The following is a 26,979-nucleotide window of genomic DNA, read 5'->3' as shown; positions in this document are numbered from 1 at the left end:
CAGTGGCGGTGAAACGAGTGCATGTAGCAGCAGCGGTGATTCGCGGTGTCGATGGCAGGATCCTGCTGGCACGCCGCGCCGATACCCAGCATCAAGGCGGCCTCTGGGAGTTTCCCGGCGGCAAGGTGGAGGCTGACGAGTCAGTCGCCACGGCCTTGTCCCGCGAGTTGCAGGAAGAACTGGGCATCCAGGTCACCACGGCGCGGCCGTTGATCCAGGTGCAGCATGACTACCCGGACAAGCAGGTGTTGCTGGATGTCTGGGAAGTCTCGGCCTTTACCGGCGAGCCCCACGGGGTCGAAGGGCAGCCCCTGGAGTGGGTGGCCCCGCGGGACCTGATCAACTATGAGTTTCCAGCGGCTAACGCGCCCATTGTCGCGGCAGCGCGTCTGCCTGCCGACTACCTGATCACGCCCGGTGAGCTGGAAACCGGGCCCTTGTTGCGTGGCCTTCAAACCGCCATCGCCGGCGGCATCAAGCTGGTTCAACTGCGCGCGCCCAACGGTTACGACCCTAAATACCGCGACCTCGCCGTGGACGCCGTGGGGTTGTGTGCGGGCAAGGCGCAGTTGATGCTCAAGGGGCCGTTCGAATGGCTGGGGGATTTCCCGGCGGCCGGCTGGCACATGACCTCGGCGCAATTGCGTAAATACGCGAGCAAAGGTCGACCGCTGCCGAAGGACCGCTGGTTGGCGGCCTCGTGTCACAACGCTGAAGAACTGGCGCTGGCGCAATTGATGGATGTTGACTTCGTCACGCTGTCGCCGGTTCGGCCGACCGAGACTCATCCCGAGGCTCAGCCGTTGGGTTGGGAACAGGCAGCCGAGCTGATCCGTGGGTTCAGCAAGCCGGTGTTTCTGTTGGGCGGGGTTGGGCCTGCGCAGCGGGAGCAGGCTTGGGCGGCTGGAGCGCAAGGTGTTGCGGGGATTCGGGCATTTTGGCCGCAATCCTGAAGCATGATCGTTCCCACGCTCCGCGTGGTAACGCATGCTGTGACGCTCTGCGTCATGACTTTAAAGGCGGACGCGGAGCGTCCCGGGCGGCATTCCCACGCAGAGCGTGGGAACGATCAACAGGCACCTGAAAACGATCAATGGGGCTTCGCCGCCGCCTGCCACAACACCTCGGCAACCCCCTGGCGCCTGGCAATCACCCTGGCCGCTACAAACAGCAGATCCGACAGTCGATTGATATACGCCAACCCAACCCCTTCCAACGGCTCCAGCGCATTCAGCTGCTGACAGCGACGTTCGGCACTGCGCGCCAGGCTGCGGCACACATGGGCCTGGGCGATCAGCGCTGATCCGCCGGGCAGGATGAAATTTTCCAGTGGCCCCACCTCTTCATTCCAACGATCGATCGCCGCTTCCAGCCGATCCACTTCCGCTGCATTCAACGCCTTGTACACCGGCATGGCCAGCTCGCCGCCCAGATCGAACAAGCGATGCTGGCAGGGCGTGAGCACCTCCACCACATCGTTCAGTTCGGGGTGCTTGCCGCTCTGCTCCTCCAGGTTGGCCAATAACAACCCCAACTGGCTGTTCAGCGTATCCACCTCGCCAATGGCCTCCACCCGTGGGTGATCCTTGGGCACGCGGCGACCGTCGCCGAGGCCGGTTTCGCCCTGGTCACCGGTGCGGGTGTAGATCTTCGACAGGCGAAAGCCCATAGTCATTGCTCCAGTTGGGTGAGTTCTGCGGGGGACAATTGGCTGCCGGCCAGGGGCAGGCGCAAAGTGAAACAGGTGCCTTGGCCCAGGGTGGAATGCACTTCCATCTGGCCCTTGTGGTTATTGGTGATGATGAAATACGACACCGACAGCCCAAGCCCGGTGCCCTGGCCTATTTCCTTGGTGGTGAAGAACGGCTCGAAGGTGCGTTTGCGCACGTTTTCGCTCATGCCGATGCCATTGTCTTCCACCTGGATCTCGGCCCAGGGCGGGTTGAGGCGGGTGCGCAGGATGATGCGCCCCGGTTCGCTGCCGTCTTCACGCAGGTGAATCGCCTGGGCGGCGTTTTTCAGCAGGTTGAGCAGCACCTGCTCCAGTTCGTTGGCCGTGCCGGGCACGGGCCCCAGTTGCGGGTCGAACTGGCGGATGATCGCCTGGCCCTTGAAATCGAAACCGATGGCCAGGTCGAAATCGTTACCGGCGATCTCCACGGCCTGATCGATCAGGGCTGGCAAATCGCAGGGGGCCATTTGCCGGTTGCTGCGCCGGCTGAAGCTGAGCATATGCGTGACGATTTTCGCCGCACGCGCGCCGGCCTGTTGAATCCCATCCAGCAACTGCGGGACTTCGCGCGCTTGCAGGTATTGATTGACCAGCGCCAGCTCGATGCCCGCCTGCTCGGCGTGTTCCAGGTTCTTGGGCAGCTCGGGTGACAGGCGGCGCCGGATGTTCTGCACGTTGTGCAGGATCGCCCCCAGCGGGTTGTTGATTTCGTGGGCCATGCCTGCAGCCAGGCCGCCGACCGAGAGCATTTTTTCCGATTGCACCATCATTTCTTCCAGGGACAGGCGCTGGGTGATGTCATCGATACGGATCACCACGCCGCGCCCGGCACCGCCCATCAACGGGTAGAACGTCAGGGCATAATGCTTTGGCTCGTCGTCCTTGACCCAGGTGACCCGCTCGATCCGCTCCACCGTGTGCTGTTCCACGGTGGCCTTGATTTGCGGCAGGTACGGCTTGAGCGGTTGGAACGCGAGGAAGATCGGCTGGTTGAGGGCTTCATCCAGGCGCGTGCCGGAAAGCGCGGTGGCTTCCTGGTTCCACTGGGTGACGTAGAGCTGTTCATCCAGGGCGATCAGCGCCGAAGGCATCGAGTCGATAATGCTGTTGAGGTAGTTCTGAAAGCCGGTGAGCTTTTTCTCGATCTTGCTGCGCACCTGCACTTCCAGTTCCAGCTTGCGGTTAGTGTGGCGGGTTTCTTCAGCCAGGCCCTGGGCCTGATCGTAGGCCGCCTGGGAATCATCCCGCGCGCGTTTGAGCTGCTGCTCGCGGGCCTCGATGCGCGACAGCATGGTGTTGAACGCTTCCGCCAGGCTGCCGATTTCATCGTGGTTGCCGGGGCCTGCGCGCAGGGCGTAGTTCTCTTCGCGAGTCACCTGGCGCGACAGTTCCTCGAGTTCATGGATCGGCCGGGTGATCAGGCGTTTGATCTGCCGGGCGATGACCAGCCACAGCAACACACTGAAAATCAGGATACCCAGGCTTGCGGTGAGGGTTCCGGTATAGAACGCCACCGGCAGCTCGCTGCTGGCCACCAGCAGCAAATGCCCCGAAGGCTGGTCGGTGCGGGGCAGGGTGATGACCTGGTTGCTGCGAAACTCGGTGAGGCGCCAGGCCTCGATATGCCGGTAGTTGTCGGGCAGGTGCAGGCGGTCGCCGTGTTGCATCTGCGCCAGGCGATTGCCTTCGCCGTCGTACAGGGCGGCGGCGCGCAGCGGTGAATAGCTGGTCAGCTCATTGAGCAGTGCGTTGGCCTTGGCCGGGGATTGCAGGGCTTCGGCCGCGAGTGCCGGGTTGGACACCAGCCGACCGATGGCCTGCAAGGCCTGGGGCGCCATGCTTTCCTGGGAGATCCAGTAGGCGGCGCTGATAAAGGTCAGGTTGGCCACCAGCAACACGGTGGTCAGCAGTACCAGCAGGGCGGCCAGCAGTTTCTGCCCCACCGGTAGGTTTTCAAGACGCTGGCGCAGTGGCATCAGGTTTTTCGCAGGCAATAGACATACGGCAGGGTAGCGCGTGCCTCAGTCGCTGGGCAATCCGCGTGCAACCAAGTGCTCGACCAAGCGCGTTTGCAGCTGCTGCAGATGCGGCAGTACCCGTTGATGGCGGGCGGCCGCCTGGCAGGCGTAGCCCAGCAGGTAGCTGATTTCGGTACGCCGTGCGTTGGCCACGTCCTGGTACATGGAGGAATAGTTGGCCGCAGTGGCCTGGATCACCCGTTGCACTTCACTGTGCAAATCTTGCGCGGCAGCAGGCTGGCCGCAGCATTCCAGTAATTCGCTCAATTCTGCGCACAGGGTGGCGACTTCACATTGATGGGCCTGCAGGCCGCCGTTGCGGCACTGGTAGAGCACGGTCAACGGGTTGATCGCGCAATTGAGCGCCAGCTTGCGCCAAAGGCGCGTGAGGATATCGGTGCTCCATTCATGGGGGATGGCGGCGGACTGCAAGTCATCCAGCCACAGCGGCGCGGTAGGGTGAGCCGCATCCCCCAGCCAGGTGTAGCCATGGCCGGCAAACACCACACGCCATTCGCCCTCGAGAAACGCGCCTTCGGTGCTGGAGGCAAAGATGCAACGCGCCTGTGGCAACTGGGCGGCCACCGCGTCCTGGCTGCCGAGGCCGTTTTGCAGCAGGATCAGTTCCGCGTCCGGCGCCAGGCGATGCTGTAACTGTGCGACAGCACTTTGGGCATCGTAGGCTTTGCACGCCACCAACAGGCGCTGGATCGGCTCCGGGCTGTCGGGTGTTTCGCCTATCACCGGGTAGGTGTGCGCAATACCTTGCTCAACCAGAGTCAGGCCGTTGCCCGACGCATAGCTCGCCAGGCGCGCCTGATCGCGCAGGATCAGCCGCACCGGCACGCCCGCGCGCGCCAGCCGCGTGGCCCAGAGGGTGCCCAGGCTACCGGCGCCGAGAATATGCCAGGTGGTCGACATCAGTGTGTGCTCCGTAAGGTCGCCAGCGGTGAACGCGGCGAAAGAACCGCTATAATGCCCCGGCATTTTAGCTCGGGCGCGCTCCATCTCTACTGAGCCCGCCCCTTATATTGGAGAAATGACATGCCTTCGTTCGACGTGGTATCCGAACTGGACAAACACGAAGTCACCAACGCCGTCGAGAACGCCGTCAAGGAACTGGACCGTCGCTATGACTTGAAAGGCAAGGGCAGCTTCGAATTCAAGGAAAAGGAACTGACCGTCAACCTGACCGCTGAAGCCGATTTCCAGCTGGAAGCGATGATCGAGATCCTCAAGCTGGCCCTGGTCAAGCGCAAGATCGACGTGCAGTGCCTTGAAGTCAAGGACGCCTACGCTTCCGGCAAACTGATGAAGCAGGAAGCCGTGCTCAAGGAAGGCATCGACAAGGAACTGGCGAAGAAGATCGTCGCGCACATCAAGGATGCCAAGCTGAAAGTCCAGGCGGCTATCCAGGGTGAACAGGTGCGTGTTACCGGCAAGAAGCGTGATGACCTGCAAGAGGCCATTGCGGCCCTGCGCGCCAAGACCTTCGACATGCCGCTGCAGTTCAACAACTTCCGCGACTGATGGCACCTCGCGGAACCTGTGGCCGTTTTCGACGTCCCACGCCGCAGCAACAATGCCTACAATTGAGCCCTACGGGGCTCATTTGCGTTTTCAGGCAGTCAATGACGCCGCATATCCGCATAACAGGAGAAGATAGATGGATTTGAACGCTGAAGTGGATCACTTGATCAAGACCTCGCAGTCCTGGATCCCGATGATCATGGAATACGGCAGCCGGGTACTGCTGGCCGTTATCACCCTGGCCATCGGTTGGTGGCTGATCAACGTCTTTACCCACCGAGTGGGGCGCTTGCTGGCCGTGCGTAACGCCGACCTGGCGCTGCAGCACTTCATCACCAGCCTTGCGAACATTGCGCTGAAAGTCATGTTGATCGTCAGCGTGGCCTCGATGATCGGCGTGGCAACCACCTCGTTCGTCGCCGCCATCGGTGCCGCTACCCTGGCGATCGGCCTGGCCTTGCAAGGCAGCCTGGCCAATTTCGCCGGCGGCGTGCTGATCCTGTTGTTCCGTCCGTTTCGCATCGGTGACTGGATCGAAGCCCAGGGCACCTCGGGTACCGTCGACAGTATCCAGATTTTCCACACGGTGCTGCGTACCGGCGACAACAAGACGGTGATCGTACCGAACGGCATCCTGTCCAATGGCATCATCACCAATACCAACCGCCAGCCGACCCGCAAGGTGGTGTTTGATGTGGGCGTGGATTACGAGGCGGACCTGCAGAAAGCCCGTGAAGTGTTGCTGGAGCTGGCCAAGGACCCGCGCGTGCTGACCGACCCGGCGCCCGTCGCAGTGGTATCGACGTTGGGCGACAGCTCCATCACCGTGTCCCTGCGTTGCTGGACCAATACCGCGGATTATTGGGATGTAGTGTTCATGCTCAATGAACTGGCGCGCGACCGTTTGAAAGGGGCGGGGATTGATATTCCGTTTCCGCAGCGGGTTATTCGCGTGATGCAGGAAGCTCCGGCGAAGCCATGAAACAGTGTCGCATTCAAGTTGGCCGAAAGGTCAGGTTAAATGCGACAGTTGTATATAGTTACTTAGCTTGCTAGTTATATTGCTTTTGAAATGTAACTGAAATAAAAAAGCCGCTCCCTTGCAAACAGGGGAGCGGCTTTTTATTCAAGGTCGAAACCTTAAGTCATCGTTGTAATTACTCGCGTGATTACAAGATGTTCAGCGGGTAGTTCGCGATCAGACGCAGTTCGTCGATCGAAGGCGAACCGTAGTAAACGCCATCACCGGAACGATAAGTCGCTTGACGCAGACGCAGGCTGAGGTTTTTAGCCGGGCCGCTCTGAACCACGTACTTGGCTTCGATGTCGCGTTCCCACTCTTTACCGTTGCTGGTGGTGCCCGTGTTGGCGCCGCTACCGGTCACGTAACGCGTCATGAAGCTCAGGCCAGGAACGCCGAAGGTCGCCATGTTGATGTCGTAGCGCGCCTGGTACGACTTCTCGCCTTCGGCGTTGAAGTCGGAACGGGCGATGGAGTTGGCCAGGAATACAGTGCCGCCGCCATCTACGCCGTAGCCGTAGTCGCCGTCACCGGTAACCTTTTGGGCAGCCAGGGTGAAGGTGTGAGCGCCGACGGTGTACGCGCCCTGCAAGCTGAATGCGCGGTTGTCGAGCTTGGTCACGCCATCTTTCTCTGCGCGCTGCAGGCCGGCGCCTTCGCTCTTGGTGTCGTAGATGTTGAAGTCCAGCGCGAAGGACTGGTCATCGCTCAGGGCATGGGTCCAGTTCAGGTTGCTGTAGTACTTGCGGAAGTAGTCTTCGGTTTTCGCGTAGTACAGGCTGCCGGTGACTTCAGGGGTGAAGGCATAGACGCCGCCGACGAAGTCGGTCTTCGTCAGGCCCAGGCTGTCGTGGTAGGTCTGGTTCTGCGCGACGCTGGAAGTGAAGTGACCGCCTTCGAGCTTCAGGCCCTTGATCTCGTTGCTGGTGATCGAGATACCTTGTGGCAGTTCTGGGAGCAAACGGCTGTCATCGGAGGCGAATACAGGCGCTGTGGTGTATTGGTCACCGACTTTCAGCACAGTATTGGAAATGCGGAACTTAACCGCGCCGCCGCCTTTTGAGTATTCGTCTTGCGAACGATCGTCGGAACCGGTAGGGAACAGACCGGTGCCGGCACGGCCCTTGCCGCTGTCGAGCTTGACGCCCATCAAGCCGATCACGTCAACGCCGACACCGATGGTGCCTTGGGTGAAGCCCGATTCGTACAAGGCGTTGAAGCCCAGGCCGGTTTCTTCTGTACGGCTTTGACGCTTGCCGTTGATGATTTTGTAACCATTGGCTGGCTCGTTGCGGAAATCGCGGCTGAAGTACAAAGCGCGAGTGTTGATGCTGAAAGTGCTGTCTTCAACAAAGCCCTTGGAATCGTCTTGGGCGGACGCCATTGCGAACTGCGAGGTGCCTGCTGAAACAGCCAGGGCGATCATGCTCCACTTCATCACGCGCATCGTGATTTGCTCCTTTGGTTTTAGAAGAGTACTGCCGTCCCACCTGTATTTTTATCTGGGCGGCTCTTTCTTTATGTGTGTCGGCGCAAAGTTATCTCACACCGGCGCTGTTGACGATACTTGCCAAACTATCCTTTCAGCTTCTTTACGAGGCTGTCGTAAATTGCTAGCTCCGTGTCGCAAATCACAGCCCGACGGTAACCAGGCTGACAACTTCAATGTTCTTTTCAAACACCTTCAAAGTTCGAAATCGTCCCTGGCACACATTGAAACGCTATTGTTTCTTATCGCGAAACCCTGGCATCCACCCAGGTGTCGTTGCCGACGATACCGAGGTGAATGCAACAAGCGTGCACAAAGCGCTAACCGAATGTCATTTTTTCGTGAAAAACGTTACGGCAGTGTAAAAACCGCATAAACCCGGGCCTCTCGGGCAGTCTGGTTCAGGCTCGACATTCAGGTGTTACCGTTGTGCGGTGGCGTGCAAAACCTGCGCCTGAGCAAAACGTTACCGATTGACCCTCAAAAGTGGGTAGCGGCCGACTCCCTTTGAAGCACAAGTGGGTCATTTTGGTGCATCCCTTCGAAGCCCGAGTTAGCGTGGTTCACACATCCGACTGCCTCGAAAGGGTGCATCCATGGAATGGGTTTGCCTCAGGCTGCTCGCGCATTCGCCGTGAAGCCTCGCGCATTCGGCGGTATGCTGGGCGCCTGTAATTGACCTGCCGAACGGAGTGCCCACGTGTTCGCTTTAGATCAACGCCTGCAACAAGACACATTGGCCATTGGGGACTTCCCGCTCTGCCGCCTGCTGCTGTCCAATGATTCGAATTATCCCTGGTTCATCCTGGTACCGCGCATTGACGGTATCAGCGAAGTGTTTCAACTGGATGTCGCCGAGCAACAGACGCTGTGGCAGGAAACGACTGCACTCGCACAGTTGCTGAACGAAGGCCTGGCCGCCGATAAGATGAACATCGGCGCGCTGGGTAACGTGGTCAGCCAGCTGCATGTGCATGTCATCGTGCGCAAGCGCGATGACGTGGCATGGCCGGCGCCGGTGTGGGGCAAGCATCCGGCCCGTCCATACAGCGCAGAGCAGGTGAAGGCGATTCGCAGCCGATTGCGTGAACTACTGCCTGCCGACTTCATTTTTACCCAGGACTGAACCATGGACCTGCAAGATCGCGTCACCGACCTGGAAAGCCGCCTGGCCTTCCAGGACGACACCATCGAAACCCTCAATGACATTCTGGTCGCCCAGCAGCAAGCGGTGGAGCGCCTGCAATTGCAGATGATCGCCTTGCTCAAGCGCCAGGAAGAAATGGGCGGCCAGTTCGAAACCTCGGAAGAAGAAGCCCCGCCGCCGCACTATTAAATGAGCGTGCAATAAAAAACCGCGATCCAGCCTACGCCGGATCGCGGTTTTTTTTGCAGCGCAGGCTGGAATCAGCGACGCGGCAGGGCAGCGATGACATCTTCAGCTTGCAGGCCTTTGTCGCGGTTCATCACCGAGAACTCCACGCGCTGGCCTTCGACCAGGACGCGGTGGCCTTCACCGCGGATAGCTCGGAAGTGGACGAAGATATCGTCACCCGAGTCGCGCGAAATAAAGCCGAAGCCTTTGGATGTGTTGAACCACTTGACGGTCCCGGTATCCCGGTTGGTCATGTCGTAGTTTTGCGACGCGGCCGCTGGGGACGAACGGTAGAAGCTGATGGCCAGGTGAAGAACGATGGCGACCACAGCGATCACCAGGCTGAGCAGGATGGCCGGGTGGCCGCCCACTTCAGGCATGGGTGCCAGCAGGGTAAGGGTTTGAACGACGACGGTCAGTACCAGCAGCGCGCTGACCAGGTTTTGCAGTTGATGACGCGTGCCTTTGTTCCAGTAGGGGATTACCGGTGCCAGGGTCAGGTTGAGAAGGCCGAACAAGGCCAGGTATAGAGCGTCGTGTTGTTGCAGGTAGGGCAGGCTTTCAGGCTGCAGGCTCGGGATAAAGGACAGCAGCAAAGCTGCAACGCCCGTTAGCAGGTGGACGATTTTCAACATTTTGATTAACTCACGTTAAGACGGATCACAAGGAAGAGCTGACTGGCACGGTTCGCTTCTGAACAATGGGAGGCGTTGGGCACGTGCGCGGGAAGCAGCCTATGTGACGTGCCGCAGAAATGAACGGCAGCCACACGCCGCCTATTTAACAGCAAAGGCTGTGCCTACTCAAATCAAGCATTTCGGGGTGTTGCAATCGAGGTGGCATTTTTGCGTCGAAGGCTTGTCCTAGACAGGTGCAGGTAATTTGAGCGGCCTTTCGAGCGTTTTTCTTACAGGATGACCGGCTCTTCGGCCGCTGCCCTCGCAAGCGGTGCGGGGCAATTTGCCGCACATTGCCTGGGTGCGTCGGGCTGCACGCGGCCAGCACTCTTGCTAGAGTGATCCTGCACCTGATCAATGAATGCTCGTCAATTGAAGGGGAAAAACATGGCAATCGATATTGGTATCAGTGAAGAAGATCGTAAATCCATCGTCGACGGACTTTCACGGCTGCTGTCCGATACCTATGTGCTGTACCTGAAGACCCACAACTTCCACTGGAACGTCACGGGCCCCATGTTTCGTACGCTGCACTTGATGTTCGAAGAGCAGTACAACGAGCTGGCGCTGGCGGTGGATTCCATCGCCGAGCGTATCCGTGCCCTCGGCTTCCCGGCACCGGGTGCCTATTCGATCTACGCCCGCCTGTCTTCGATCAAGGAAGAAGAGGGTGTGCCGAACGCCGAAGAGATGATCAAGCAACTGGTAGCGGGCCAGGAGGCTGTCACCCGTACCGCGCGTGGCATTTTCCCGTTGCTCGACAAGGTCAGCGATGAGCCGACAGCGGACCTGTTGACCCAACGGATGCAAGTTCACGAAAAAACCGCGTGGATGCTGCGTTCGCTGCTCGAAAACCAATAACCGTCGAACCCGCGCGGCGTCTTCGGGACGCCGCTCACTGGTTTCTCTGCGCTTGCTGGCGTTGTCCTACGACGCCCAGCGCCCGCGTCTTCTGGCTGCTCGTCGCTTCCTGCGGTTTTATAGGCTGACCGTCCAATGGGAGAAACCCATGGACTGCTGTTTTGGCAAGGGAGTGTCAGGTGTATGTCATGTGGTAAGGGCGTGGAAACCGGTGGTTTTCACAAGATAAAGGTCGATCCCTTCGCGAAAGGGTTCGACATGGGGCTCGCCAAGCCATTATCGCGGTCGGTGCGGCTCAACGGGTTTTCCACCTGCCTGCGGCTGGAGCAGATCTACTGGAATATCCTCACGGAAATGGCCAGGATCAATACCTGCTCGGTCAGTGCGTTGTTGTCCTATGTCGATCGGGAAGTGCATTTGCGCTATGGCGGTGTGAAGAACTTCAGCGGGCTGGTGCGGGTGGTGTGTGTCGTTCACCTGTTGAAAGACCGCTTTAGCGCCTCTGGCCCCGTTTGATCGGAGGCTGCAGGGCGCGGCCCTTCCTTCCGGCGGGCCGCGCCTCGGCAGAAAGCCGGCTGCGCTGCCTCGATTTACCAGATATAATCCCGCGCTTTGCTGCGCATGCCGGGCTTTATGCACATCGGCAGGGCGTAGCGCAGTAACGATCTGATCGCCGAGACAACTCCATGCCCATGTACGACTATCAATGTGCTTCCTGTGGTCATCAGTTGGAAGCCATTCAGAAGATCAGCGCCGCGCCGCTGGTCGATTGCCCAGCCTGCCAGGCACCTGAGTTGAAAAAGATGTTGTCCATGCCGGGCTTCCGCCTGAGCGGCAGCGGCTGGTACGAGACCGATTTCAAGACCGGCGCCAAGAAGAACCTGGCGGGCGGCGACAAAGCAGACTGAGTTGAACTCTACGCGCAGGCTCCTGCATTATCCGTCCCCTGCTTTAATGTACGGTGACGAGGCACGCCTGCCACCGAATTTCGAATTACGAGAAGTGAAACCACGACCATGATGCGCAGCCACTATTGCGGCCAACTGAACGAGACCCTGGAAGGTCAGGAAATCACCCTTTGCGGATGGGTTCACCGTCGCCGCGACCACGGCGGGGTGATCTTCCTCGATATCCGTGATCGTGATGGTCTGGCCCAGGTAGTGTTCGACCCGGATCGCGCCGAGAGCTTCGCCGCCGCCGACCGCGTGCGCAGCGAATACGTCGTGAAGATCACCGGCAAGGTGCGCCTGCGCCCGGCCGGTGCCGTGAACAAGAACATGGCGTCCGGCGGCATTGAAGTGCTGGGCTACGAGCTGGAAGTGCTGAACGAGTCGGAAACCCCGCCGTTCCCACTGAACGAATATTCCGACGTTGGCGAGGAAACCCGCCTGCGTTATCGCTTCCTGGACCTGCGTCGTCCGGAAATGGCCGAGAAGCTGCGTCTGCGTTCGCGCATGACCACCAGCATCCGCCGCTTCCTCGACGAGAACGGCTTCCTCGACGTGGAAACGCCGATTCTCACCCGCGCCACGCCGGAAGGCGCACGCGACTACCTGGTACCGAGCCGTACCCACCCGGGCAGTTTCTTCGCCTTGCCGCAATCGCCGCAGCTGTTCAAGCAGCTGCTGATGGTGGCTGGCTTCGACCGTTACTACCAGATCGCCAAGTGCTTCCGTGACGAAGACCTGCGCGCCGACCGCCAGCCGGAATTCACCCAGATCGACATCGAGACCAGCTTCCTCGATGAAAAAGAGATCATGGGTCTCACCGAACAAATGATCCGCAACCTGTTCAAGGAAGTGCTGGACCTGGAGTTCGGCGAATTCCCGCACATGACCTTCGAAGAGGCCATGCGTCGCTACGGTTCCGACAAGCCAGACCTGCGTAACCCGCTGGAACTGGTCGACGTGGCCGACCAGCTCAAGGACGTCGACTTCAAGGTGTTCAGCGGCCCGGCCAACGACCCGAAATGCCGCATCGCCGCCCTGCGCGTGCCTGGCGGCGCGAGCATGCCGCGCAAGCAGATCGACGACTACACCAAGTTCGTCGGCATCTACGGTGCCAAGGGCCTGGCGTACATCAAGGTCAACGAGCGCGCCAATGGCGTTGACGGCCTGCAGTCGCCGATCGTGAAGAACATCCCCGAAGCCAACCTGAACACGATCCTCGATCGCGTCGGTGCGGTCGATGGCGATATCGTGTTCTTCGGTGCCGACAAGGCCAAGATCGTCAGCGAAGCCCTGGGCGCACTGCGGATCAAGCTGGGTCACGACCTGAACCTGCTGACCTGTGAATGGGCCCCGATGTGGGTGGTCGACTTCCCGATGTTCGAAGAGAACGACGACGGCAGCTTCAGCGCCTTGCACCACCCGTTCACCGCGCCGAAGTGCTCCCCGGCCGAGCTGGAAGCCAACCCGGCCGGCGCGTTGTCCCGTGCCTACGACATGGTGCTCAACGGCACTGAGTTGGGTGGCGGTTCGATCCGTATTCACCGCAAAGAGATGCAGCAAGCGGTGTTCCGCCTGCTGGGCATCAACGAAGCGGAACAGGAAGAGAAGTTCGGCTTCCTGCTCGACGCGCTCAAGTACGGTGCGCCGCCGCACGGTGGCCTGGCCTTCGGCCTGGACCGTCTGGTGATGCTGATGACCGGTGCCCAGTCGATCCGTGAAGTGATTGCGTTCCCGAAAACCCAGAGTGCTGCGGACGTTATGACCCAGGCGCCGGGCGTCGTGGATGCCAAGGCACTGCGCGAATTGCACATCCGTCTGCGCGAGACGCCGAAGGCTGAGTAAGGCTGCTGCGTGAAAGCGCGATAAGGTGGTACGCAGTCAAAAAGGCGCATCTTCGGATGCGCCTTTGCGTTTAAAAGAGGGAAATCCTGCCCGGCGGGATTGATAAGGTTTTTAGAGAATTTCGGAGTTGTGTTATGGCTGGCCATTCCAAGTGGGCGAACATCAAGCACCGCAAAGAGCGTCAGGATGCCAAGAAAGGCAAGATCTTCACCAAGTGGATCCGCGAGCTGACCGTCGCCGCCCGTCAGGGTGGCGGTGACCCGGGCTCCAACCCGCGCCTGCGCCTGGCGCTGGACAAGGCGCTTGGCGCCAACATGAGCCGTGACATCATTGACCGCGCCGTGGCCCGTGGCGCCGGCGCCGCCGACACCGACGACATGGTCGAGCTGACCTACGAAGGCTATGGGCCAGGCGGCGTGGCGGTGATGGTCGAATGCATGACCGATAACCGTAACCGTACTGCAGCTGCGGTGCGCCATGCGTTCAGCAAGTGCGGCGGCAACCTGGGTACCGACGGTTCGGTGGCCTACCTGTTCGAGCGCAAGGGGCAGATTACCTTTGCGGCCGGTACGGATGAAGATGCGCTGATGGAAGCCGCGATGGAGGCAGATGCCGACGACGTGGTCACAAACGAAGATGGCTCCATCGACGTGTTCACCTCGTTCGCCAGCTTCTACGCGGTGCGCAATGCTCTGGAGGCCACAGGTTTCAAGGGCACTGACGCGGAAATCGTGATGCTGCCGACCACCAGCGCCGAACTGGACCTGGACGGTGCGCAGAAGGTGTTGAAGCTGCTGGATATGCTTGAAGACCTGGATGATGTGCAGAATGTGTATTCGAATGCCGACATTCCGGAATCCGTGGCCGAACAGCTAGGCTGAAGGTTGATGTAGATCCAGATGTGGGAGGGGCTTGCCCCCGATGGCGGCCTGACAGCCGACCAGGATGTTGGGTCAGAGCGAGTACATATCCGGTGCTGCGGTAACGGCGGCTGGTGGTTCCGCTCTTACAGCGGGTCACTTTTGGAAGGACCGGAATGCCGGCCCAGCCAAAAGTAACCAAAAGGTCCTCGCCCCACCACTCGGCACCTCGCTTAGGCTCGGTGTGCCCGAACGCAGGCTTGAATCCGTGGACCGCCGCCATGCGCCATCCATGGCGCAGGGCGGCTAACCCGGCGTCCTGCCGGGTTACCCACGGATTCAAACCTGCGTTCGGCCAGCGTGGTTAACGGGGCGACTGGGATCAAAAGCAAGAGCAAGAGCAAGAGCAAGAGCGACTCGCTTCGCATCGTGGTTACCGTAGGCTGCTACAAAGTTGTGTAGATATTCATGGCCATCGGGGCAAGCCCTAATGCCATTCAGTTAAGCGAAAGTGCTCCACTGTAGGAGCGAGCTTGCTCGCGAAAAACGTCTAGGCAACGCGTTCATTCTGAATAAACGCGGGGGCTCTGAGTTCTTCGCGAGCAAGCTCGCTCCTACAAAAAGCCTTAACTGACTGGCATCAGGGCAAGCCCCCTTCCACATTTTAACTTCGGCGTATCACAAAATGTGTTTATCCAACCTGCAGGCGTTATGACTTTAATTCTAGGTATCGACCCCGGTTCGCGCATTACCGGTTTTGGCGTGGTGCAACACACGCCGCGTGGCTGCGTTTATGTAGCCTCGGGCTGTATTCGCACCGGCGCGGGGGAGTTGGCCGAGCGCCTGCAGATCGTCTATCGCGGCGTGCGTGAAGTCATCCAGACCTACGGTCCGGTGACCATGGGCATCGAAAAAGTCTTCATGGCCAAGAATGCCGACTCGGCGTTGAAGCTCGGTCAGGCCCGTGGTGCGGCCATTGTGGCGGGGGCCGAGGAGGGCATGGAGATCGCCGAATACACCGCGACCCAGGTCAAGCAGGCCGTCGTCGGTACGGGTGGGGCGAATAAGGAACAGGTGCAGATGATGGTCATGCACATGCTCAAGCTCACCTCAAAACCCCAGATCGACGCCTCCGACGCCCTGGCCATTGCCATTTGCCACGCCCACACCCGCTCCAGCCTGCTGCCTCATGGCCTGGGCGCGGCACGCAGTCGTGGCGGACGCCTGCGTCTCTGATAGCATCAGCGCAATCGTTATTTCCGGTCAGGCCTGTTCTGACCCCAAGCTTTAAGGATCTGAACCGTGATTGGACGCTTGCGCGGCACCTTGGCTGAGAAACAGCCGCCGCACCTGATTCTGGATGTGAATGGATTGGGGTATGAGCTTGAAGTGCCCATGACCACCTTGTACCGCTTGCCGTCGGTCGGCGAGCCGATAACTTTGCACACGCATTTAGTCGTGCGAGAGGACGCGCAACTGCTCTATGGTTTCATTGGCAAGCGCGACCGTGACTTCTTTCGCGAACTGATTCGCCTCAACGGCGTAGGGCCCAAGCTGGCCCTGGCGTTGATGTCGAGCCTGGAAGTGGATGAGCTGGTGCGTGCCGTTTCGGCCCAGGACACCTCTGCGCTGACCAAGGTGCCCGGTGTCGGCAAGAAAACCGCCGAGCGCCTGCTGGTGGAACTCAAGGACCGCTTCAAGGCCTGGGAAGTGGTGCCGAGCATGTTCGCCCTGGTGCCCAATCAACCGGATATGCCGGCGACTCAGGTTGCCAGTGCCGAAAGCGATGCTGTCAGTGCGTTGATCTCCCTGGGCTACAAGCCGCAGGAGGCCAGCAAAGCGGTGTCGGCCATTAAAGACAAGAACCTGAGCAGCGAAGACATGATCCGCCGAGCCTTGAAGGGAATGATTTAAGTGATTGAAGCTGATCGTCTGATCGCGGCCACCGGCCCGCGCGACCGTGAAGAAGTCCAGGACCGCGCCATCCGCCCCTTGAGCCTGGCCGACTACATCGGCCAGCCCACCGTGCGCGAGCAGATGGAACTGTTCATCCAGGCCGCGCGCGGGCGCAGCGAATCGCTGGATCACACACTGATCTTCGGCCCGCCGGGCCTGGGTAAAACCACCCTGGCCAACATCATTGCCCAGGAAATGGGCGTGTCGATCAAGTCCACGTCCGGCCCGGTGCTGGAGCGCCCCGGCGACCTCGCCGCGCTGCTGACCAATCTCGAGCCTCACGACGTGCTGTTTATCGACGAGATCCACCGGCTGTCGCCCATCGTCGAGGAAGTGCTGTACCCGGCGATGGAGGACTTCCAGCTCGACATCATGATCGGCGAAGGCCCGGCGGCCCGTTCGATCAAACTCGATCTGCCACCGTTCACCCTGGTCGGCGCGACCACCCGTGCCGGCATGTTGACCAACCCGCTGCGAGACCGTTTCGGTATCGTTCAACGTCTTGAGTTCTATAGCACCGCCGATCTTGCGACGATCGTCAGCCGTTCGGCGAGCATCCTCGGCTTGCCGCTGGACCCGGAGGGCGCGTTCGAAATCGCCCGACGCGCGCGCGGTACGCCACGGATCGCCAACCGTTTGCTGCGCCGCGTACGCGATTTTGCCGAGGTTCGGGCCAAGGGGCATATCACCAAGGCGGTCGCGGACCTGGCGTTGAACCTGCTGGATGTGGACGAACATGGCTTCGATCACCAGGATCGGCGCCTGCTGCTGACCATGATCGAGAAATTCGACGGTGGCCCGGTGGGCGTGGACAGCCTGGCCGCCGCCATCAGTGAAGAGCGGCATACCATCGAGGATGTGCTGGAACCCTACCTGATCCAGCAGGGCTACATCATGCGCACGCCACGGGGCAGGGTGGTGACGCGCCACGCCTATCTGCACTTCGGGCTAAACATTCCGTCACGATTGGGAGAGATGCCCGTGGTAGACGAATTTCTCGATGCAGTGGACGATTAAAAAATTGCAGGAGCGAGCTTGCTCGCGAAAAACCTCGACGATGACGCAGTGTGTCTGGTTGTACGCGGCGCGCTCAGGGGCTTCGCAAGCAAGCTCGCTCCTGCAGGGTATTTGTCATGTGGGGTGATTTATCTGAAGTTTGTGCTGTCCCAGTGTCTGGCGTCGTCATTCAGGCAATGGAAATGTGTTCCGGTATTGAAAAAACAGTTGTCCAGCCGGATTGGCAACCTGAGGAGTAAGCACTAGAGTATGCGCGCGCAAAACGGGGATCAGTCGTTCGCACATCGCTGTCGCGTTTATTACGAGGACACTGATGCCGGCGGCATCGTTTATTACGTCAATTACCTGAAATTCATGGAGCGGGCTCGAACCGAGCGGCTACGGGAGCTGGGCTTTGCCCAATCCTTGCTGGCAGGGGAGGACCTGTTATTCGTCGTGCATTCCAGCGAGGCGCGTTACCACGCACCGGCGCGACTGGACGATGAACTGCTGGTCAGCGCTGAAGTCATCGAATTGAACCGTGCCAGCCTGCGCTTCAAACAGCAGGTCAGGCGGGCTACGGATGCAACGCTGCTCTGTGAGGGGCAGTTCCTGGTGGCGTGTGTACGCACCAACAGTTTGAAACCTCGGGCCATTCCCGAAACTCTACGTGCGGCCTTTGCCGCCGTGAGCGGCGCGGGTAAACAATCAAAGCAGGAGATTTAGCGTGGAACCTACCGTCGTCGACCATTCCTCCATGTGGAGCCTGGTCAGCAATGCCAGTGTCGTGGTGCAACTGGTCATGCTGACCCTGGTAGCCGCATCGGTTACCTCTTGGGTCATGATTTTTCAGCGCAGCAACTTGCTGCGTGCCGGTCGACGTGCCCTGGAGAGCTTTGAAGAGCGCTTCTGGTCGGGTATCGACCTGTCCAAGCTGTATCGCCAGGCCGGCAGCAATCCGGACCCGGATTCGGGCGTCGAGCAAATCTTCCGCGCCGGCTTCAAGGAGTTCTCGCGCCTGCGCCAGCAACCGGGCGTTGACCCGGAAGCGGTGATGGAAGGTGTGGCCCGGGCCATGCGCGTCGCCATCTCCCGCGAAGAAGAGAAGCTGGAACAGAGCCTGCCGTTCCTGGCGACCGTGGGTTCCGTCAGCCCGTACATCGGCCTGTTCGGTACCGTATGGGGCATCATGAACTCCTTCCGTGGCCTGGCCCAGGCCCAGCAAGCGACCCTGGCCACCGTGGCCCCGGGCATCGCCGAAGCCCTGATCGCCACCGCGATCGGCCTGTTCGCCGCTATCCCCGCAGTAATCGCCTACAACCGTTTTGCCGCCACCAGCGAAACGTTGATCAGCCGTTACTACACCTTCGCCGATGAATTCCAGGCGATCCTGCACCGTAAAGTGCACACCAGCGAAGAATAAGCAGGTAATTCCCAATGGCTTTAATCGCTCGAGCTCGCAAAAAGCGCAAGCCGGTCGCCGAGATGAACGTAGTGCCCTACATCGACGTGATGCTGGTGCTGCTGGTGATCTTCATGGTGACCGCGCCGATGCTCAACCAGGGCGTGAAGGTTGATCTGCCCAAGGTTTCCAGTGAAGCCCTGCCGCAAGACAACAACACTCAGGTCCTGACCATTTCGATCAAGGCTGACAAGACCTACTACTGGAACCTTGGCAGCGAAGTCGACACGCAGAAGCAGCAGGACAAGGCCCTGACCTTGCCGGCAATGACTGACGCCGTGACCAAGATCATTCGCTCCGGCAACGAAGGCGGCAAGCACACCCAGGTGTTCATTCGCGGTGACAAGTCGGTCGACTATGGCTCCGTCATGGGCGCCATGGGCGGGCTGCAGAAGGCCGGCGTCGGTAACGTTGGCTTGATTACCGAGGCGCCCTGATGCAGCAACAGCGAGAGCCGTCCGCCTCGGAAAGCTACTTCTGGCCTGGCGTGTGGGCAATTGCCCTGCACATCCTGGTGTTCGGCATGCTGTTCGTCAGCTTTGCCATGACCCCGGACCTGCCGCCAGCCAAGCCGATCGTGCAGGCGACCCTGTATCAGCTGAAATCGAAAAGTCAGGCCACCACCCAGACCAATCAGAAGATTGCGGGTGAGGCCCAGAAGTCGGCTGCGCGCCAGACCGAAGTCGAGCAGATGGAACAGAAGAAGGTCGAGCAGGAAGCGGTGAAGGCTGCTGCGGAACAAAAGAAAGAAGAGGCGGCTCAAAAGGCCGAGGAATCGAAAAAGGCTGACGAAGCGAAGAAAGCTGACGAGGCGAAAAAGGCTGATGAAGCCAAGAAGTCCGAGAAAGCTGCCGAAGCCAAAAAGGCCGAAGAGAAACAATTGGCTGATATAGCCAAGAAGAAATCCGAAGAAGAAGCCAAGAAAGCTGCCGAGGAAGAGGCCAAGAAAAAGGCCGCTGAAGAAGCCAAGAAAAAGATCGTCGAAGACGCGAAGAAGAAAGCCGCCGAAGACGCCAAGAAAAAAGCTGAAGCAGACGAGGCGAAAAAGAAAGTCGCCGACGAAGCGAAGAAGAAAGCTGCCGCCGATGCCTCCAAGAAAAAGGCCCAGGAAGCAGCACGCAAATCCGCCGAAGAGAAAAAGGCCCAGGCCCTGGCAGATTTGCTTTCCGACACGCCGCAGCGTCAGCAAGCCTTGGCCGATGAACGTGGCGATGAAGTCGCGGGCAGTTTCGATGACCTGATCCGGGCTCGGGCAGCGGAAGGCTGGACACGTCCACCTTCGGCACGTAAAGGCATGACAGTAGTGCTGCAGATCGGCATGTTGCCGGACGGTACGGTGACTTCGGTCAGCGTGGCCAAGTCCAGTGGTGACGGTTCGTTCGACAGTTCGGCGGTTGCCGCAGTCAAGAATATTGGCCGGTTGACCGAGATGCAGGGAATGAAACCAAGCGACTTCGCTCCCTATCGTTCATTCAAGATGACATTCACACCTGAGGATCTAGCCTTGTGAGAAACCTTCTTCGAGGAATGCTTGTCGTTATTTGCTGCATGGCAGGGATAGCGGCGGCGGATGAAAAGAACATCCTGGTTACCAGCGGCAGCGATCGGGCCACCCCGATCGCGGTAGTGCCGTTCGGCTGGCAGGGCGGCAGCGTGCTGCCGGACGACATGGCCCAGATCGTCAGCGACGACCTGCGCAACTCCGGCTACTACGCACCGATTCCGAAAGGCAACATGATCAGCCAGCCGACTCAGGCCAGCGAAGTCATCTTCCGCGACTGGAAGGCCGTAGGCGCGCAGTACCTGATGGTCGGCAGCATCACACCGGCCGGCGGTCGCCTGCAGATCCAGTACACGTTGTTCAACGTGGCCACCGAACAGCAGGTCCTGACCGGCAACGTTTCGGGCACCGCCGAGCAACTGCGTGACATGGCCCACTATATTTCGGACCAGTCGTTTGAAAAGCTCACCGGTATCAAGGGTGCGTTCTCCACACGCATGCTATACGTGACCGCCGAGCGTTTCTCCGTAGACAACACGCGTTACACCCTGCAGCGCTCCGACTATGACGGTGCACGCGCCGTGACCCTGTTGCAGTCGCGCGAGCCAATCCTGTCGCCGCGTTTTGCGCCGGACGGCAAGCGTATTGCCTATGTGTCGTTCGAACAGAAGCGTCCGCGTATCTTCGTCCAGCACATCGACACTGGCCGTCGTGAGCAGATCACCAACTTCGAAGGCCTCAACGGTGCGCCAGCCTGGTCGCCGGATGGTTCGCGCCTGGCATTCGTGCTGTCCAAGGACGGTAACCCGGACATCTACGTGATGAACATGGCTTCGCGCCAGCTCACTCGCGTGACCAGCGGCCCGGGCATCAACACCGAACCGTTCTGGGGTAAGGATGGCTCGACCATCTACTTCACCTCCGACCGTGGCGGCAAGCCTCAAATCTACAAAGCCAGCGTGGGTGGTGGTGGCGCGGAACGCGTGACCTTTATCGGTAACTACAACGCCAACCCTAAGCTTTCGGCCGATGAAAAGACGTTGGTAATGATTCACCGTCAGGATGGTTTCACTAATTTCCGGGTTGCGGCCCAGGATTTGCAGCGCGGAACCGTAAAAATCCTTACAGATACCAACCTTGATGAGTCAGCCACTGTTGCGCCCAACGGCACCATGGTAATCTACGCCACCCGCCAGCAGGGCCGGGGAGTCTTGATGCTCGTGTCCATTAATGGACGCGTAAGGCTCCCGCTTCCTACCGCACAAGGCGAAGTCAGAGAACCATCCTGGTCCCCTTACCTGAACTGACGCGGCGCTACAAAAAGAAGTACTTAACACACTGGGGTTCATTAGGAGTTTCACGATGGAAATGCTGAAGTTTGGTAAGTTTGCTGCTCTGGCTCTGGCTCTGTCCGTAGCCGTTGGTTGCTCCTCTAAAGGCGGCGACAATGCCGGTGAAGGCGCAGCTGTTGATCCAAACGCTGGTTACGGCGCTAACACTGGTGCAGTCGACGGCTCCCTGAGCGAAGAAGCTGCTCTGCGCGCGATCACCACTTTCTACTTCGAATACGACAGTTCGGACCTGAAGCCAGAAGCCATGCGCGCTCTGGACGTTCACGCCAAGGACCTGAAAGCTAACGGCGCTCGCGTTGTTCTGGAAGGTAACACTGACGCCCGTGGTACTCGTGAGTACAACATGGCACTGGGCGAGCGTCGTGCGAAAGCCGTTCAGCGCTACCTGGTACTGCAAGGTGTTGCTCCAGGCCAACTGGAACTGGTTTCCTACGGTAAAGAGCGTCCAGTTGCAACTGGCAACGACGAACAGTCGTGGGCTCAGAACCGTCGCGTCGAACTGCGTAAGTAATTCGTCATGCGAACGTGCCGTCGTGCTCTAACTGTATTGGCTTTCAGCCTCGCACCGCTTGCGGTGTGGGCTGCGGTTCCTGTAACGGATAGCAACTCTGGCTATAACAATAGCGGCAGCAGTTATCCGCCAGCGGGTTATGGCACGAACGGCGCCTATGCTGGGGGGCGGCTACGGCCGCGCCTTCGGCACAGGGCGAACTGTTCAACCAGCTGCAACGCATGCAGGATCAATTGGCCCAGCAACAAGGCGCCATCGAAGTTCTGCAGAATCAAGTGAATCAGCTGAAGCAAGAAGGCCTGGAACGTTACCAGGATCTTGATCGACGTATTGGAGCCGGTGTTGCACCTGCCGCTACTCCTGATAATTCTTCTACCGGTGGCACGCCCAGTGCTGCCGCCGGTGGCGCAGCAGCGGGGGCCGCGGCAGCCAGCCAGGCCCCGGCCGCCAGCAGTGAACCGGGTGATCCGGCGAAGGAAAAACTGTATTACGATGCAGCCTTCGACCTGATCAAGGCCAAGGACTTCGATAAGGCCAGCCAGGCGTTTACCGCATTCCTGCGCAAGTACCCCAACAGCCAATACGCGGGCAATGCCCAGTACTGGTTGGGTGAAGTCAACCTGGCAAAGGGTGATTTGCAGGGGGCAGGCCAGGCGTTTGCCAAGGTCAGCCAGCTGTACCCCAAGCACGCCAAGGTACCGGACTCGCTGTACAAACTCGCTGACGTGGAACGCCGCCTAGGCCACACCGACAAGGTCAAAGGCATTCTGCAGCAGGTCGTCGCCCAGTATCCGGGTACTTCCGCTGCGCAGTTGGCTCAACGGGATCTGCAGCGCTTGTAAGCAATGCAGCCCGTTTGGAAGAAACCCGCGCCTGGCGCGGGTTTTTTCGTTAGAATCCACGCCCTTTTATGACACACGCTTCCTGGGGTTGACGCGTTGGCGCGATCCCTTGAAGTGCCTGACGGAGGCGGACAGCCTGTTTAGCTGTTACGCCCGTGGCGACTATGCAAGACACATTACGTATTACCGAAGTTTTTTACTCGTTACAGGGTGAAACGCGCACTGCAGGGCTGCCCACCGTATTCGTACGGCTCACCGGCTGCCCCTTGCGTTGCCAATATTGCGACAGCGCTTATGCCTTCAGCGGCGGCACCGTGCGCACCCTGGACGACATCCTGCAGCAGGTTGCCGGCTACCGACCGCGCTACGTCTGTGTAACAGGCGGCGAGCCGTTGGCGCAGCCCAATGCCATTCCTTTGCTCAAGCAACTGTGTGACGCCGGATACGAGGTTTCGCTGGAAACCAGCGGCGCCTTGGACATCTCCGCGGTAGACCCGCGTGTGAGCCGAGTGGTCGACCTCAAGACCCCCGACTCCAAGGAAGCTCACCGCAACCGCTACGAGAACATCGACTTGCTGACGGCCAACGATCAGGTCAAGTTCGTCATCTGTTCGCGAGACGATTATGACTGGGCGACGTCCAAGCTGATCCAGTATGGCCTCGAGCGTCGTGCAGGCGAGGTGCTGTTCTCCCCAAGCCATCACGACCTGAACGCCCGTGAGCTGGCGGATTGGGTGGTCGCGGACAACCTGCCGGTGCGCCTGCAATTGCAGTTGCACAAATACCTGTGGAACGACGAACCGGGGCGTTGATACGCCTGATCGGGCGGTAATGCGAGACGTTCAACCGGCCGAATTATGGCCCCTGCGTATAATTTTGAATTATTTTCAAATAAGGTGTTGAATAATCCTTAGAAATCAGTATTATACGCGCCACCACACAGCGGGTCGTTAGCTCAGTTGGTAGAGCAGTTGGCTTTTAACCAATTGGTCGTAGGTTCGAATCCCACACGACCCACCATTTTTGGCGGTTTAGAAAATCCGGAAGGCCCACGCAAGTGAGGATTTCCGGGTTTTTTTTTGCCTGAAATTTGCTGAACAGGCGCTCTATGCGCTACGAACATCAGTCGCGACCTCTTTAGCGAGCGGCTCGACCGCCATCACCTATCCCCCTTAGGTAGCCTTTTTGCCATTTTCCGCGCCCCGTCGCGCTCAATTTCGATCCTCGTCTAAACCCTGCTCTTAAAGGGTTTATTGCCCTATAAATTCGTATGTTGAAAGAAATCACCACTATTTTTTCAATTTCTGATTTTTTATGTAATTTCTTTCACGTTGTCGCGCCAAATACGCAATTCATGTCAAGCTCTCTATGTTTAGTATTGGATCCAATGTCGAATGCGTTCAGCAAGGCTGTCTGCGCTACCGACGATCAGTTCTAAAAAGGAGAAGCGACATGATGCTCAAGGACCCTTCCAGCAAATACCGCCATTTCACTACCGTGGACCTCCCGGACCGCCAATGGCCAAGTGTCGTGCAGGCTGCAGCGCCAACCTGGTGCAGTGTCGACATGCGTGACGGCAACCAGGCATTGATCGAACCCATGAATGCCGAGCGCAAGCGCCGTTTCTTCGAGCTGCTGGTCAAGGTGGGGTTCAAGGAGATCGAGGTAGGCTTTCCTGCCGCTTCCCAGACCGATTTCGATTACGTGCGTGAATTGATCGACAGTGGCGCGATTCCCGACGATGTGACTATCCAAGTGATGACGCAGGCGCGCAGCCATTTGATCGAGCGCACGTTTGAAGCCTTGAAAGGCGCCCCGCGCGCGATCGTGCATGTGTACAACGCCACCGCGCCGGTGTTCCGGGAGGTGGTGTTCGGCGTGGACCGGGCCGGTTGCATCGACATTGCCACCCAGGCAACGCGTGAGATCAAGCGCCACATGGACAACAATCCAGATACGCAGTGGACGTTCCAGTATTCCCCTGAAACCTTCTGCTTCACCGAACTGGACTTTGCGTTGGAGGTCTGCGAAGCGGTGACTGATGCTTTCGGCCCGACCCCGTCGAACAAAATGATCCTGAATCTGCCCACCACGGTGGAGGTCTCCACGGCCAATGTCTTCGCCGATCAGATCGAGTGGTTCTGCCGCCATTTCAGCCGGCGCGACAGCGTAGTCATCAGTGTCCACCCGCATAATGATCGCGGTACCGGGGTCGCTACCGCCGAACAGGCTTGCCTGGCCGGAGCCGAGCGGGTCGAGGGCACGTTGTTCGGCAACGGTGAGCGAACCGGCAATGTGGATATCTTGACGCTGGCAATGAACCTCTACACCAGCGGCATCGACCCGCAACTGGATTTCTCGGACATCATCCACGTGCAGCGTGAAGTCGAGTTCTGCAACCAACTGCCCACGCACCCGCGCCATCCCTACGCCGGGGAGCTGGTGTTCACGGCGTTTTCGGGCTCGCACCAGGATGCGATCAAAAAAGGCTTCGCGGCCCGCCAGGCCAATCCCGATGGGCTGTGGGAAGTGCCTTACTTGCCGATCGATCCCGCCGATATGGGACGCAGCTATGAAGCGGTGATTCGCGTCAACAGCCAGTCGGGCAAAGGTGGCGTGGCGTATCTGCTGGAACAACATGGCATCGTGATGCCGCGGCGCCTGCAGATGGAATTCAGCAGTCTGGTGCAGCAGGAAGCCGATGCCTCCGGTCAGGAAGTCAGTGGCGAGATGATCCTGGCCTGCTTTACCCGGCACTACCTCGACCAAGGCAAGCCTTACACTTTGTTGCAGCCCAAACTGGTCAGCGAGGGCAACGTGACTTATCTGGAAGGCACGCTGATCGGCGGCGCGAGCCCCCTTGAACTGAGTGGTGAAGGTAACGGCCCGCTGGCGGCGCTGGTCGACGCATTCGCGCAGCGTGGCATCCACTTCGACATCGCCGATTACCACGAACATGCCACCCGTGACGGTGCCCAGGCTGAAGCACTGGCTTATGTGGAGATCCGCGTGAACAACCAGTTGCTGTTCGGTGCCGCCCGCGATGGCAGCATCTTGCTGGCGTCCCTCAAGGCGGTGACGAGTGCCGTCAATCGCGCATCGCGTCTGGGCCTGCTCAGCGTGGCGAGTGCTGCGGTGCCTTCCTGAGATGAATGCGCATACCGCATTGGCGGCGCTTACCGGTAACTATGGTCACGGCGATATCGTTGCCTCGCATCGACACGACGAAGGCCAGTTGGTCTACGCCATCAACGGCGTCATGCTGGTATCGGTCGTCGGCACCACTTGGGTGGTGCCTTCCGGGCACGCGCTGTGGGTCCCCTCCGGGCAGGAGCACCAGATCCGCATGACGGGCGAGGTGCGCATGCGCACGTTGCTGATCAGCCCCGGCGCCCACCGCGCCTTGACGGAGGAGTGCCACGTCATCCGTGTGTCGCCACTGCTGCGTGAGTTGATCATCGCCGCCGCCGAAACACCTGACAGCGAGCCGGCGGTGGTGCGTCACAGGCAGATTGTCGACCTGATCTTCTCTGAACTCGACAGGGCACAGAAAGTATTGGCGCATGTGCCGATCCCAGACGAGCCGCGGCTCAAGTCGCTGTGTGCCGACTTTATCGACAACCCGTCCCAGGAATCGAAACTGGAGAGCTGGGCGGTGCAACTCAATATGAGTTCGCGCACCCTGGCTCGGCTGTTCCAGAAAGAGTTGGGCATGAGTTATGGCGAGTGGCGCAAGCGCACGCGACTGCTGCTGAGCATGCAGCGCCTGGCCTGCGGCGTGTCCATTCTGGAAGTGGCGCTTGAGCATGGCTACCAAAGCCCCAGCGCTTTCACGGCAATGTTCAAACGCACCATGGGCTACACACCCAGCAACTGCCGTTTGGTCTGATCGGCCCCGCGCTACCCCCACCTACTGGACATGGCCCGCCTCTGCGCAGGGCCATGCGTGCGTGCGCCTGGAAGGCGGGCGCTCTGGATCCGGCTGCGCAGCCAAGTTGTCCCAA

27 protein-coding genes, 1 tRNA gene and 1 pseudogene are annotated in these 26,979 nt (G+C 59.4%); 24 read left to right on the top strand and 5 right to left on the bottom strand.

Features of this window, described 5'->3' with window-relative positions:
- Positions 1-8: 8 nt before the first annotated feature.
- Positions 9-953 (top strand): Nudix family hydrolase, encoded by a 945-nt coding sequence (locus C4J92_RS20965; RefSeq protein WP_124405146.1) that lies wholly within the window; start codon positions 9-11, stop codon positions 951-953.
- Positions 954-1,090: 137 nt separating this feature from the next.
- On the opposite strand, the gene C4J92_RS20955 is transcribed toward C4J92_RS20965, so the two are convergent.
- The 3 genes from C4J92_RS20955 to C4J92_RS20945 are packed head-to-tail and all read right to left on the bottom strand — an operon-like array spanning position 1,091 to position 4,671.
- Positions 1,091-1,669: a cob(I)yrinic acid a,c-diamide adenosyltransferase gene (locus tag C4J92_RS20955; protein ID WP_124405145.1), complete on the bottom strand. Its 579-nt coding sequence runs from the start codon at positions 1,667-1,669 to the stop codon at positions 1,091-1,093.
- A 2-nt stretch (positions 1,670-1,671) separates the two neighbouring features.
- The gene (locus tag C4J92_RS20950; protein ID WP_124368172.1) at positions 1,672-3,708 is read right to left on the bottom strand and encodes an ATP-binding protein; all 2,037 of its coding nucleotides are present in this window, start codon (positions 3,706-3,708) and stop codon (positions 1,672-1,674) included.
- A 45-nt stretch (positions 3,709-3,753) separates the two neighbouring features.
- Positions 3,754-4,671, bottom strand: a complete 918-nt coding sequence (locus C4J92_RS20945; RefSeq protein WP_124405144.1) for a putative 2-dehydropantoate 2-reductase — start codon at positions 4,669-4,671, stop codon at positions 3,754-3,756.
- A 123-nt stretch (positions 4,672-4,794) separates the two neighbouring features.
- On the opposite strand from C4J92_RS20945, the gene C4J92_RS20940 reads away from it, so the two are divergent.
- On the top strand, positions 4,795-5,280 hold the full coding sequence (locus C4J92_RS20940; protein WP_003193880.1) for a YajQ family cyclic di-GMP-binding protein: 486 nt from the start codon (positions 4,795-4,797) through the stop codon (positions 5,278-5,280).
- Positions 5,281-5,416: 136 nt separating this feature from the next.
- A complete protein-coding gene (locus C4J92_RS20935) occupies positions 5,417-6,262 on the top strand; it encodes a mechanosensitive ion channel family protein (protein ID WP_124405143.1) in 846 nt (281 codons plus the stop codon).
- Between the two features lie 187 nt (positions 6,263-6,449).
- Here the strand turns inward: C4J92_RS20935 and C4J92_RS20930 are convergent, their stop codons facing one another.
- Positions 6,450-7,748, bottom strand: coding sequence for an OprD family porin (locus tag C4J92_RS20930; RefSeq protein ID WP_124405142.1), 1,299 nt, complete (start codon positions 7,746-7,748; stop codon positions 6,450-6,452).
- A 742-nt stretch (positions 7,749-8,490) separates the two neighbouring features.
- On the opposite strand from C4J92_RS20930, the gene C4J92_RS20925 reads away from it, so the two are divergent.
- Together C4J92_RS20925 and C4J92_RS20920 are read left to right on the top strand one after the other, a co-directional pair.
- Positions 8,491-8,916, top strand: a complete 426-nt coding sequence (locus C4J92_RS20925; protein WP_124405141.1) for an HIT domain-containing protein — start codon at positions 8,491-8,493, stop codon at positions 8,914-8,916.
- 3 nt (positions 8,917-8,919) lie between these two features.
- Complete coding sequence (locus C4J92_RS20920; protein ID WP_124364187.1) at positions 8,920-9,126, top strand: SlyX family protein; 207 nt, start codon at positions 8,920-8,922, stop codon at positions 9,124-9,126.
- Positions 9,127-9,197: 71 nt separating this feature from the next.
- Here the strand turns inward: C4J92_RS20920 and C4J92_RS27365 are convergent, their stop codons facing one another.
- Complete coding sequence (locus C4J92_RS27365) at positions 9,198-9,800, bottom strand: cold-shock protein (protein WP_005790922.1); 603 nt, start codon at positions 9,798-9,800, stop codon at positions 9,198-9,200.
- A 429-nt stretch (positions 9,801-10,229) separates the two neighbouring features.
- Between C4J92_RS27365 and C4J92_RS20910 the strand changes: the two genes are divergently transcribed.
- The 19 genes and pseudogenes from C4J92_RS20910 (at position 10,230) to C4J92_RS20810 (ending at position 26,864) form a co-directional block, all read left to right on the top strand.
- A complete protein-coding gene (locus C4J92_RS20910) occupies positions 10,230-10,703 on the top strand; it encodes a Dps family protein (protein WP_099585507.1) in 474 nt (157 codons plus the stop codon).
- Positions 10,704-10,886: 183 nt separating this feature from the next.
- Positions 10,887-11,219: a ribbon-helix-helix domain-containing protein gene (locus tag C4J92_RS20905; RefSeq protein WP_124405140.1), complete on the top strand. Its 333-nt coding sequence runs from the start codon at positions 10,887-10,889 to the stop codon at positions 11,217-11,219.
- Positions 11,220-11,389: 170 nt separating this feature from the next.
- Positions 11,390-11,611: an FmdB family zinc ribbon protein gene (locus tag C4J92_RS20900; RefSeq protein WP_003193872.1), complete on the top strand. Its 222-nt coding sequence runs from the start codon at positions 11,390-11,392 to the stop codon at positions 11,609-11,611.
- A gap of 108 nt (positions 11,612-11,719) precedes the next feature.
- Positions 11,720-13,495: an aspartate--tRNA ligase gene (aspS, locus tag C4J92_RS20895; protein ID WP_057013724.1), complete on the top strand. Its 1,776-nt coding sequence runs from the start codon at positions 11,720-11,722 to the stop codon at positions 13,493-13,495.
- A 134-nt stretch (positions 13,496-13,629) separates the two neighbouring features.
- A complete protein-coding gene (locus C4J92_RS20890; RefSeq protein ID WP_124405139.1) occupies positions 13,630-14,376 on the top strand; it encodes a YebC/PmpR family DNA-binding transcriptional regulator in 747 nt (248 codons plus the stop codon).
- Positions 14,377-15,066: 690 nt separating this feature from the next.
- Positions 15,067-15,591, top strand: coding sequence for a crossover junction endodeoxyribonuclease RuvC (gene ruvC / locus C4J92_RS20880; RefSeq protein ID WP_057723842.1), 525 nt, complete (start codon positions 15,067-15,069; stop codon positions 15,589-15,591).
- Between the two features lie 66 nt (positions 15,592-15,657).
- The gene (gene ruvA, locus C4J92_RS20875) at positions 15,658-16,269 is read left to right on the top strand and encodes a Holliday junction branch migration protein RuvA (RefSeq protein WP_124364184.1); all 612 of its coding nucleotides are present in this window, start codon (positions 15,658-15,660) and stop codon (positions 16,267-16,269) included.
- Positions 16,270-17,328, top strand: coding sequence for a Holliday junction branch migration DNA helicase RuvB (gene ruvB / locus C4J92_RS20870; RefSeq protein WP_003175801.1), 1,059 nt, complete (start codon positions 16,270-16,272; stop codon positions 17,326-17,328). It begins immediately after the preceding gene.
- A 249-nt stretch (positions 17,329-17,577) separates the two neighbouring features.
- Positions 17,578-18,033, top strand: a complete 456-nt coding sequence (gene ybgC, locus C4J92_RS20860; protein ID WP_124364183.1) for a tol-pal system-associated acyl-CoA thioesterase — start codon at positions 17,578-17,580, stop codon at positions 18,031-18,033.
- 1 nt (position 18,034) lies between these two features.
- Positions 18,035-18,730 (top strand): protein TolQ, encoded by a 696-nt coding sequence (gene tolQ / locus C4J92_RS20855; protein ID WP_053135845.1) that lies wholly within the window; start codon positions 18,035-18,037, stop codon positions 18,728-18,730.
- Between the two features lie 23 nt (positions 18,731-18,753).
- Positions 18,754-19,206, top strand: coding sequence for a protein TolR (gene tolR / locus C4J92_RS20850; protein WP_161793227.1), 453 nt, complete (start codon positions 18,754-18,756; stop codon positions 19,204-19,206).
- A complete protein-coding gene (tolA, locus tag C4J92_RS20845) occupies positions 19,206-20,279 on the top strand; it encodes a cell envelope integrity protein TolA (RefSeq protein WP_124364182.1) in 1,074 nt (357 codons plus the stop codon). The genes tolR and tolA overlap by 1 nt, the downstream gene beginning before the upstream one ends.
- A 17-nt stretch (positions 20,280-20,296) precedes the next feature.
- Complete coding sequence (gene tolB / locus C4J92_RS20840) at positions 20,297-21,577, top strand: Tol-Pal system beta propeller repeat protein TolB (RefSeq protein ID WP_177412755.1); 1,281 nt, start codon at positions 20,297-20,299, stop codon at positions 21,575-21,577.
- Positions 21,578-21,632: 55 nt separating this feature from the next.
- Entirely contained in the window at positions 21,633-22,133 is a 501-nt protein-coding gene (pal, locus tag C4J92_RS20835) for a peptidoglycan-associated lipoprotein Pal (RefSeq protein WP_003193861.1), read from the top strand.
- A 6-nt stretch (positions 22,134-22,139) separates the two neighbouring features.
- A pseudogene (gene ybgF, locus C4J92_RS20830) lies at positions 22,140-22,975 on the top strand (tol-pal system protein YbgF).
- Positions 22,976-23,139: 164 nt separating this feature from the next.
- Positions 23,140-23,787, top strand: a complete 648-nt coding sequence (queE, locus tag C4J92_RS20825) for a 7-carboxy-7-deazaguanine synthase QueE (protein ID WP_124405137.1) — start codon at positions 23,140-23,142, stop codon at positions 23,785-23,787.
- Between the two features lie 132 nt (positions 23,788-23,919).
- Positions 23,920-23,995: transfer RNA gene (locus C4J92_RS20820), tRNA-Lys, on the top strand.
- Positions 23,996-24,427: 432 nt separating this feature from the next.
- On the top strand, positions 24,428-26,122 hold the full coding sequence (gene leuA, locus C4J92_RS20815) for a 2-isopropylmalate synthase (protein ID WP_124364178.1): 1,695 nt from the start codon (positions 24,428-24,430) through the stop codon (positions 26,120-26,122).
- A 1-nt stretch (position 26,123) separates the two neighbouring features.
- Complete coding sequence (locus tag C4J92_RS20810) at positions 26,124-26,864, top strand: helix-turn-helix domain-containing protein (protein ID WP_124364177.1); 741 nt, start codon at positions 26,124-26,126, stop codon at positions 26,862-26,864.
- Positions 26,865-26,979 lie beyond the last annotated feature (115 nt).

The sequence above is a fragment of the Pseudomonas sp. R3-18-08 genome (assembly GCF_003852065.1).
Classification (GTDB): Bacteria; Pseudomonadota; Gammaproteobacteria; order Pseudomonadales; family Pseudomonadaceae; genus Aquipseudomonas.
The sequence above is the reverse complement of the archived record's forward strand: the minus strand, read 5'-3'. Positions and strand labels throughout refer to the sequence as shown.

What these genes read in the sequence shown, in the direction of transcription:
- C4J92_RS20900 (WP_003193872.1), top strand. Translation starts at nt 11,390, where the DNA reads ATGCCCATGTACGACTATCAATGTGCTTCCTGTGGTCATCAGTTGGAA.
- leuA (WP_124364178.1), top strand. Translation starts at nt 24,428, where the DNA reads ATGATGCTCAAGGACCCTTCCAGCAAATACCGCCATTTCACTACCGTG.
- C4J92_RS20920 (WP_124364187.1), top strand. Translation starts at nt 8,920, where the DNA reads ATGGACCTGCAAGATCGCGTCACCGACCTGGAAAGCCGCCTGGCCTTC.
- ybgC (WP_124364183.1), top strand. Translation starts at nt 17,578, where the DNA reads ATGCGCGCGCAAAACGGGGATCAGTCGTTCGCACATCGCTGTCGCGTT.
- C4J92_RS20945 (WP_124405144.1), bottom strand. Translation starts at nt 4,671, where the DNA reads ATGTCGACCACCTGGCATATTCTCGGCGCCGGTAGCCTGGGCACCCTC.
- C4J92_RS20955 (WP_124405145.1), bottom strand. Translation starts at nt 1,669, where the DNA reads ATGGGCTTTCGCCTGTCGAAGATCTACACCCGCACCGGTGACCAGGGC.
- C4J92_RS20905 (WP_124405140.1), top strand. Translation starts at nt 10,887, where the DNA reads ATGTCATGTGGTAAGGGCGTGGAAACCGGTGGTTTTCACAAGATAAAG.
- C4J92_RS27365 (WP_005790922.1), bottom strand. Translation starts at nt 9,800, where the DNA reads ATGTTGAAAATCGTCCACCTGCTAACGGGCGTTGCAGCTTTGCTGCTG.
- C4J92_RS20950 (WP_124368172.1), bottom strand. Translation starts at nt 3,708, where the DNA reads ATGCCACTGCGCCAGCGTCTTGAAAACCTACCGGTGGGGCAGAAACTG.
- C4J92_RS20930 (WP_124405142.1), bottom strand. Translation starts at nt 7,748, where the DNA reads ATGCGCGTGATGAAGTGGAGCATGATCGCCCTGGCTGTTTCAGCAGGC.
- C4J92_RS20935 (WP_124405143.1), top strand. Translation starts at nt 5,417, where the DNA reads ATGGATTTGAACGCTGAAGTGGATCACTTGATCAAGACCTCGCAGTCC.
- tolB (WP_177412755.1), top strand. Translation starts at nt 20,297, where the DNA reads ATGCTTGTCGTTATTTGCTGCATGGCAGGGATAGCGGCGGCGGATGAA.
- C4J92_RS20910 (WP_099585507.1), top strand. Translation starts at nt 10,230, where the DNA reads ATGGCAATCGATATTGGTATCAGTGAAGAAGATCGTAAATCCATCGTC.
- C4J92_RS20810 (WP_124364177.1), top strand. Translation starts at nt 26,124, where the DNA reads ATGAATGCGCATACCGCATTGGCGGCGCTTACCGGTAACTATGGTCAC.
- tolA (WP_124364182.1), top strand. Translation starts at nt 19,206, where the DNA reads ATGCAGCAACAGCGAGAGCCGTCCGCCTCGGAAAGCTACTTCTGGCCT.
- aspS (WP_057013724.1), top strand. Translation starts at nt 11,720, where the DNA reads ATGATGCGCAGCCACTATTGCGGCCAACTGAACGAGACCCTGGAAGGT.
- C4J92_RS20890 (WP_124405139.1), top strand. Translation starts at nt 13,630, where the DNA reads ATGGCTGGCCATTCCAAGTGGGCGAACATCAAGCACCGCAAAGAGCGT.
- pal (WP_003193861.1), top strand. Translation starts at nt 21,633, where the DNA reads ATGGAAATGCTGAAGTTTGGTAAGTTTGCTGCTCTGGCTCTGGCTCTG.
- C4J92_RS20940 (WP_003193880.1), top strand. Translation starts at nt 4,795, where the DNA reads ATGCCTTCGTTCGACGTGGTATCCGAACTGGACAAACACGAAGTCACC.
- ruvC (WP_057723842.1), top strand. Translation starts at nt 15,067, where the DNA reads ATGACTTTAATTCTAGGTATCGACCCCGGTTCGCGCATTACCGGTTTT.
- queE (WP_124405137.1), top strand. Translation starts at nt 23,140, where the DNA reads ATGCAAGACACATTACGTATTACCGAAGTTTTTTACTCGTTACAGGGT.